The 7,243-nt window shown below is 67.3% G+C and carries 7 protein-coding genes; 4 read left to right on the top strand and 3 right to left on the bottom strand.

Annotated elements, in window-relative coordinates:
* Window positions 1-18: 18 nt before the first annotated feature.
* Window positions 19-357 carry a hypothetical protein gene (locus ACIPIA_RS07430; RefSeq protein WP_400508130.1) on the bottom strand — a complete coding sequence of 113 codons (339 nt, stop codon included), beginning with the start codon at window positions 355-357 and terminating at the stop codon, window positions 19-21.
* A gap of 170 nt (window positions 358-527) precedes the next feature.
* Here ACIPIA_RS07430 and ACIPIA_RS07435 point away from each other — a divergent pair, with 170 nt between their 5' ends.
* Together ACIPIA_RS07435 and ACIPIA_RS07440 are read left to right on the top strand one after the other, a co-directional pair.
* Entirely contained in the window at window positions 528-2,336 is a 1,809-nt protein-coding gene (locus tag ACIPIA_RS07435) for an ABC-F family ATP-binding cassette domain-containing protein (protein WP_400508132.1), read from the top strand.
* A gap of 103 nt (window positions 2,337-2,439) precedes the next feature.
* The gene (locus ACIPIA_RS07440) at window positions 2,440-3,186 is read left to right on the top strand and encodes an SDR family oxidoreductase (RefSeq protein ID WP_400508134.1); all 747 of its coding nucleotides are present in this window, start codon (window positions 2,440-2,442) and stop codon (window positions 3,184-3,186) included.
* 37 nt (window positions 3,187-3,223) lie between these two features.
* Here ACIPIA_RS07440 and ACIPIA_RS07445 read toward each other — a convergent pair whose 3' ends face one another.
* Entirely contained in the window at window positions 3,224-4,117 is an 894-nt protein-coding gene (locus ACIPIA_RS07445; RefSeq protein WP_400508141.1) for a metallophosphoesterase family protein, read from the bottom strand.
* Window positions 4,118-4,445: 328 nt separating this feature from the next.
* Here ACIPIA_RS07445 and ACIPIA_RS07450 point away from each other — a divergent pair, with 328 nt between their 5' ends.
* Window positions 4,446-4,955, top strand: coding sequence for an NUDIX domain-containing protein (locus ACIPIA_RS07450; RefSeq protein WP_400508136.1), 510 nt, complete (start codon window positions 4,446-4,448; stop codon window positions 4,953-4,955).
* Window positions 4,956-4,968: 13 nt separating this feature from the next.
* Here the strand turns inward: ACIPIA_RS07450 and ACIPIA_RS07455 are convergent, their stop codons facing one another.
* A complete protein-coding gene (locus tag ACIPIA_RS07455) occupies window positions 4,969-6,492 on the bottom strand; it encodes an argininosuccinate lyase (RefSeq protein ID WP_400508138.1) in 1,524 nt (507 codons plus the stop codon).
* A 299-nt stretch (window positions 6,493-6,791) separates the two neighbouring features.
* On the opposite strand from ACIPIA_RS07455, the gene ACIPIA_RS07460 reads away from it, so the two are divergent.
* A partial coding sequence (locus ACIPIA_RS07460; protein ID WP_400508140.1) for a GNAT family N-acetyltransferase occupies window positions 6,792-7,243 on the top strand: 452 nt, incomplete at its 3' end.

The following is a 7,243-nucleotide window of genomic DNA, read 5'->3' on the forward strand; positions in this document are numbered from 1 at the left end:
GGGCCGGCGCGAGGCAGCCTAGCTCAGTTTCATGCCCTTGAGCGACTGGCCGACCACGCCGTTATCCTTGCGCCGCTGGGCCCGCTTGGCCTTGATCGTGTCGACATGCTCCGGCTGCGGGAAATAGCCGCGCTCCATGACTTCGAGCGAGTATTCCTCGTAGGTCAGGCCCAGCGCCGAAGCCTTCTCCTCGCGCCGCAACGCGATCTCGCGCGGTTTCTTCCAGGCCTTGCGATGCGCGAAGCGCCAGTCGAAATAGCGCCCGATATTGCCCGAGCCGGAGGCGGGGCGGCGTTTGCGTTCCTTCAGCGGAGGGCCGCCATTGTGGCCGATTCCGATCGGTCGTTCGCTGGTCATGGCTTTGGGGCTCAATGCGAGGGCTCCGTTACACGATAGGGACCGCAATCGTGCTGGCAAGGGGCGTGCCAGCATGCGCAAAAGGCGCGCCGGCATGAGCCATGCCGACCTGCGGGCGTGACAGGGCGGCGATGGCGGTCTATCCCGCAGGCCGGAACACAGGACGGATCATGGCCCCCTTGCTGCATCTGCGCGACGTCGCGCTCACCTTCGGCGGACAGCCCTTGCTCGAAGCCGCCGAGATCGCGGTTTCGGCCGGCGAGCGCGTCTGCCTTGTCGGGCGCAACGGCTCGGGCAAGTCGACGTTGCTCAAGATTGCGGCCGGGATCGTCGAGCCCGATCATGCCGAGCGCTTCGTCCAGCCGGGCGCAACCATCCGCTACCTGCCGCAGGAGCCGGATTTCACCGGCTTCGATACCGCGCTCGCCTATGTCGAGGCCGGACTCGGGCCGGGCGACGACGCCTATCGCGCGCAATACCTGCTGACCGAGCTCGGCCTCACCGGGCAGGAGAACCCCGCCTCGATGTCGGGCGGCGAGGGGCGCCGGGCCGCGCTGGCGAGGGTGCTGGCGCCCGAGCCCGACATCCTGCTGCTGGACGAGCCGACCAACCATCTCGACCTGCCGGTGATCGAATGGCTGGAGCAGGAGCTGAAATCGCTGCGCTCGGCCATGGTCCTCATCAGCCACGACCGGCGCTTCCTGACCTCGCTGTCACGCGCGACGATCTGGCTCGACCGCGGCGTGACCCGGCGCGCCGAGAGGGGCTTCGGCGAGTTCGAGGCCTGGCGCGACGAGGTGCTGGCCCAGGAGGAGCTCGACCGCCACAAGCTCGACCGCAAGATCGCCCGCGAGGAGGACTGGCTGCGCTATGGCGTCAGCGCCCGGCGAACGCGCAACCAGCGCCGTCTCGGCGAGCTCCATGCGCTACGCGACCAGCGCCGCACCGCGCGCGCCGCGCAGGGCAATGTGCGGCTGGAGGCGAGCGAGGCGCAGACCTCCGGCAAGCTAGTCATCGAGGCCATCGACGTCGCCAAGGCCTATGGCGACAACGTCATCGTCAAGAACCTGTCCCTGCGCGTGGCGCGTGGCGACCGGATCGGCATCGTCGGGCCGAACGGCGCCGGCAAGACGACGCTGATCAACCTGCTGACCGGGGCACTTGCCCCCGACAGCGGCACGGTGAAGCTCGGGACCGCCCTGGAGATGGTGACGCTCGATCAGCGGCGCGAAAGCCTCGATCCGGCGACGCCGCTCGGCGATGCGCTGACCGTCGGCGGGTCGGACCAGGTCATGGTCGGCGGCCAGCCCCGCCATGTCATCTCCTACATGAAGGACTTCCTGTTCCAGCCGATCCAGCGCGGCACACCCGTCGGTGCGCTCTCCGGCGGCGAGCGCGGACGGCTGATGCTGGCGCGCGCGCTGGCGAAACCGTCGAACCTGCTCGTGCTGGACGAGCCGACCAACGACCTCGACCTCGAGACGCTCGACCTGCTGCAGGAACTGCTGGCGGATTACCAGGGCACGGTCCTGCTGGTCAGCCACGATCGTGACTTCATCGACCGGGTCGTATCGGCGGTGCTGATCTCGGACGGCGATGGCGTCTGGACTGAGTTCGCCGGCGGCTATTCCGACATGCTGGCGCAGCGCGGCCGCGGTGTCGGAGCGAAGCTGCGCGTGATGGAGAAGGCGCCGGCCGCGGCGCCGAAGGCCGCCGCCGCGACGCCGTCCGCATCGCCGTCCAAGCGCAAGCTCTCCTTCAACGAAAAGCACGCGCTGGAAACGTTGCCCAAGAAGATCGAGGGGTTGCAGGCCGAGGCTGCGAAACTCAACGCCGCCGTCGCGGGCGACCTCTACACGCGCGATCCGAAGCTCTTCGCCAAGGCGACCGCCAGGCTGGAAGAAGTCTCGCGCGAGATCGGCGAGGCCGAGGAACGCTGGCTGGAGCTGGAGATGCTGCGGGAAGAGATCGGCGCGTAAGCGCTGCCATTCGATTTCCGTATCGGCCTGCGCGCCAAAGCGCATTTACCGACGCGCTCAATCGTTTCAAACATCGCGCAATCGCAAAGCACAGGGAACGATCATGAGACTGAAGGGCAAGACGGCGCTGGTGACCGGCGCGGCGCAAGGGTTCGGCTTCGGCATCGCCGAGACCTTCGTGCGCGAAGGTGCGCGCGTCGCGGTGCTCGATATCAACGGCGACCTGGCCAAGGAAGCGGCCAAGGCGATCGGCCGCAAGGCCTTCGCCGTGACCTGCGACGTCGCCAAGGCCAAGAGCGTCGACAAGGCGGTCGAGAAGATCATCGCCAAGTTCGGCCGGCTGGACATCGTCGTGAACAATGCGGGCACCACCCATCGCAACAAGCCGATGACCGAGGTCACCGAGGAAGAGTTCGATCGGGTCTTCGCGGTCAATGTGAAGTCGATCTACCTGATGGCGCGTGCGACCGTGCCGCATTTCCGCGAGCATGGCGGCGGCGTCATCCTCAACATCGGCTCGACGGCAGGCCTGCGCCCGCGCCCGGGCCTGACCTGGTACAACGGCTCGAAGGGGGCCGCGAACCTGATCTCGCAGTCGATGGCGGTCGAATTGGCGCCGGACAAGATCCGCGTCAACGCGATCGCGCCGGTGGCTGGCGAGACGCCGCTGCTCGCCACCTTCATGGGCGAGGATACGCCCGAGCGCCGCAAGGCCTTTACCTCCACCATTCCGTGGGGCCGCTTCTCGACGCCGCAGGACATCGCCAACGCCGCGCTGTTCCTGTGCTCGGACGAGGCCGACATGGTGACGGGCTCGGTGCTGGCGGTCGACGGCGGGCGCTGCATCTAGGCCCCGGCGAACTCGGCCCGGGTACGGCCCGGGCCGTTCAGACGCGCCCACCCAAAAGAGCGATCTCCTGGCGGCGGATCACCGTGCCGTCAGGCTCGAAGCCGCGCTGTTCCAGCGTGATCCGCGGGGCCCCGGCATCGCCTTCGATGCGGAACAGATGCCAGGTGCCGAGCTCGCCATGGCCGCGTGGGCCGAGCGAGGCGGAGGGAACGCCGACGATCGGCACGTCATGGCCGGGGCCGGGGCGCCAGGCCAGCGAAAAGCTGTGATTGTGGCCGTGGACGACGAGATCTGCGCCCTTGTGCTTCAACATGGCCTCGAAGGCGGCGGCATCGACGAGTTCGCGGCCTCGCCGAGCGCCGCCGACATAAGGCGGATGGTGGATCAGCACGACGCGGATGAGGCCTTCGTCGCGGGCGCGATCGAGCAGGGCCGCAGTTCTCTCCATCTGCTCCCTGCCGACGCGACCGGTCGCCATCAGCGGCATGGTCGGCACGCCGCTGTTGACGCCGATCAGGGCGACCGGGCCTCGGCGCCGATACCAGGGATAGCCGGCGCGCCCATCGTCGCCGGCACACCAGGGCGCCAGCAGGCCGGCGAGGGGCTTCAACGAGGAACGCGAATAGGCATCGTGATTGCCCGGGACGAAACTGACCGTTTCGCGGGGGCCGAGCGTGTCCAGGAAAGCGACGGCGGTCTTGAATTCGTCGGGCAGGCCGATATGGGCGACGTCGCCGGTGCAGGCGATATGGTCGGGCTGCTTTCCATGGATGTCGGCGACGATGCCCGCCAGTATGTCCATGTCATGGGCATGACGGCGCTTGCGACGCCAGTTGACGTAGCCGGTCGCGCGCTTGCCGAAAAGTTGATGCAGCGAGAACCCGGCGAGCGGGCCGAGATGCGGGTCCGACAGATGCGCGAGCTTGAACACGCTCAAGCGCTTGCCCTTCCCGCCTGCCGTCAGTCAAGCGCGTCGTTGACGCGCCTGGACTGGCGGATGCGGAAAGCTCAGTTGGCGGCGCCGGTCAGTTCGGACACGATGCGGGAATCGGTCAGGGTAACGGCGGGCTTCCAGACATAGGCCGGCTTGGCCTTCAGGTAAGAGACGATGAACGAGAGCAACATGTTAGTGGTTCCTGGGGGACGGCGGTTGTATGCGCCTTATTTGGGACGCGTTTGTGACAGGGCAAGCGCCGTGGTTGACGGTCCGTCATGCGCTTTTTGCATAGACAATTAACCGGGCCTTGAGAGTCTTTCCGATGCAATCGCAGACGCCTCCTGCTGCCGCCGACCCGGAGACGCGGAGGACATTCCGGCAGCGGCTGCTGACCCGGCTCTTTCATATCTATTTCAGACTCGTGCGCAGCGTGACTTTCGGTGTCCGGGCCGTGGTCCTGAACGATCGGGGCGAGGTCTTCCTGATCCACCACACCTATGTGCCGGGCTGGCATTTTCCCGGCGGTGGCGTCGAAGTCGGAGAGACGGCAGCGACGGCGCTCGAGCGCGAATTGGCCGAGGAGGCCGGCATCGCTCTGGAGGGGCCGCCCGCCCTGCATGGCCTGTTCTTCAACCGGCGCATCTCGCAGCGTGACCATGTTGCGGTCTACGTCGTCCGCGCCTTCAGGGTCGAGCAGATCAAGCAGCCGGACAAGGAGATTGCCGCGGCAGGGTTCTTCGGACTGGATGCGTTGCCTGAGGGGACGACACAGGCCACGCGTCGCCGGCTGGAGGAGATCATTGCCGGAAAGCCTGCGGCCGCAGACTGGTGATGCGGGGCCGGGGCTAGTCCGCGCCCTTCGCCAGCTTTCCGAAATCGGCGTCGAGCTTCGCCAGAGCCGCGGTGATCGCCTCGCGCCTGTTCCCGATCCACGCGTCTTGCCGGTCGAGGCGCTGCTTGGCTTCCGCCAGCATGCGATCCATCTCGGCGGGCTGGGGGCCGCCGGATGTGGCTCGATTCCTGATGATCGCGACGGGATCCAGAGTCGAACGGAACTCGGCCTCGCTCATCGGGAGTTCCGCCGCGGGTAACCCCATCTCCGTGGCAGCCTTGCGATAGATCGCCTGCGCCTGCGTGTACGGGAAGTCGGTCGGCCTGATGTTGTTGACCTTGGCGTAATCGACGATTTCGGAGGCGAAGTGATGCCCGGCGCGGAAGGGCAGCCTGTACTTGCGCATCAGCAGGTCGGCGAGTTCCTGCGAGGCGGTCCAGTCGCTGTTGAGCTCTTCGAGCGCTCGCTCGGGATCGATGACCAGAGCCTTCAGGATGCGGTCGAGGCCCTGCAGGGACCTGGCGGCACTGTCGATCATGGCGCTGTTGGCCTTGGCATCCTTGGCGTCGGGCATGCCGGGCGGGATGTTGTGCGCCTTGAACACCGGCCCCATCGCCAGCGTCAACGCCGTCGAAGCGTCCTCGCGCGTGCCGTTCAGCAGGCCGGGATTGCGCTTCTGCGGCATCGCGCTCGAGACATATGTGTTGCCGCCGCCCTCGCGCAGCAGGATCCAGGGGCGCGACTGCGCATATTGCGTCATCACGTCTTCGATGAAGCCGCCGACATGAAGGGCGAGGGCCGTCACGATGCTTCCCGCCTCGACCGGCAGGTCGGCGGCCGCGATCTGCGAGGCGTCGTAGGCGTTGTCGACGAGGGCCGCGAACCCGAGATAGTCGGCCATGCGCCGCCGGTCGAGCGGCCAGCTCGTGCCGTTGAGCACGGTGGTGCCCATCGGCGAGCGGTCTACGCGCGCATAGATCTCGCGAATGCGCTGGGCGTCGCGCTCCAGGCCGGCTGCGACGCCGAGGAGATAGTGGCCGTAGCTGTTGGGCTGGGCCGCGACGCCATTGGTGTAATTGGGCACGATGGTATCGCGATGCGTCGCCGCTAGCTCGACCATTGTCCGCGTTGTGCGATTGAGCTGGTCCGCGAGTGCGAGCAGCCGGTCGCGCAGGATCGCGGCGCGGTAGGTCGCATGCATATCCTGGCTGGAGCGGCCGGCATGGATCAGCGTGACCTCGACCCCGGCCTCCTTGATCATCAAGGGTTCGAAGGTAATGACCGTCGTCGGGCGCCTGGCGCCCGGCTGGTTGCCGGCCTCGATGACCTTCGCGATGCCCTTCGCTAGCTTCGGCGCCAGCGCCCGGTCGAGCAGGCCTTGCTCGGCGTTGATGACCGTGCTCGCCTTGTTGATCTCTCCGAGCCAGAAAAACTCGTCCCTTGCAGGCTCCTTCGCAGGCGCGGGCTGCTGCGCTTGGGCACAAAGCATGCTCGCGACAAGCAGCGGCGCAGCGAGGCACAGCGGAGTTCGGGGCATCTGCTTCCTCCGTTTCGACAGGTGGCGCCAGTGACTGCGCCCCGTCGCCACCCTGAGGCAGAGCGCTCCCCATGCCTGGGCCGAGTTGAGACCAATGCGGCGCGGTCGGCAAGCTGCGGCGGCAGAACGCAAGACGGATGGACGCCGCCTGGAAGCTCTGCTAGAGGCGCTGGCATGACGAACGGGCACATGCTGCGGAACCTGCGACGACCGGCGCGCTGAATGCGCCTGACCGGCATTGCGCCCATACGCGCCTGCCCTCCGCTTAGCCGATCCGCTTCCCGCCTCGCGTAATCGTCATGACATCCCTGCCTCTGACCATCCGCCACGAAATGCCCGTGGACGCCGCCGCCATCGAGCGCCTGCACGAGCGCGCTTTCGGCCCCGGGCGCTTTGCCCGCACCGCCTTCCGCCTGCGTGAAGGCGTGCCGCCCGATCAGGCACTGTCCTTCACCGCGCATGTCGGGACCTTCCTCGTCGGCTCGGTCAAGGTGACGCCGGTCCTCGCCGGGGGGCACAAGGCGCTGATGCTCGGCCCGCTGACCGTCGATCCTGCCTTCGACGGCAGGGGCATCGGGGGGGCGCTGATGAACCGCTCCATCGAAGCTGCGCGCGAGGCCGGTCACGACCTGATCATGCTGGTTGGCGACGAGCCGTACTATGCGCGCTTCGGCTTCAAGATGCTGCCGCCGGGCCAGTTGATCCTTCCCGGCCCTGCCGATCCGCGGCGCTTCCTGGCGCTGGAACTGGT

Source organism: Allobosea sp. CER48 (assembly GCF_044752385.1).
GTDB lineage: Bacteria > Pseudomonadota > Alphaproteobacteria > Rhizobiales > Beijerinckiaceae > Allobosea.

Bases quoted from the DNA above. Each gene is read 5' to 3' on its own strand.
- ACIPIA_RS07430 (WP_400508130.1), bottom strand. From the start codon at position 357: ATGACCAGCGAACGACCGATCGGAATCGGCCACAATGGCGGCCCTCCG.
- ACIPIA_RS07435 (WP_400508132.1), top strand. From the start codon at position 528: ATGGCCCCCTTGCTGCATCTGCGCGACGTCGCGCTCACCTTCGGCGGA.
- ACIPIA_RS07440 (WP_400508134.1), top strand. From the start codon at position 2,440: ATGAGACTGAAGGGCAAGACGGCGCTGGTGACCGGCGCGGCGCAAGGG.
- ACIPIA_RS07450 (WP_400508136.1), top strand. From the start codon at position 4,446: ATGCAATCGCAGACGCCTCCTGCTGCCGCCGACCCGGAGACGCGGAGG.
- ACIPIA_RS07455 (WP_400508138.1), bottom strand. From the start codon at position 6,492: ATGCCCCGAACTCCGCTGTGCCTCGCTGCGCCGCTGCTTGTCGCGAGC.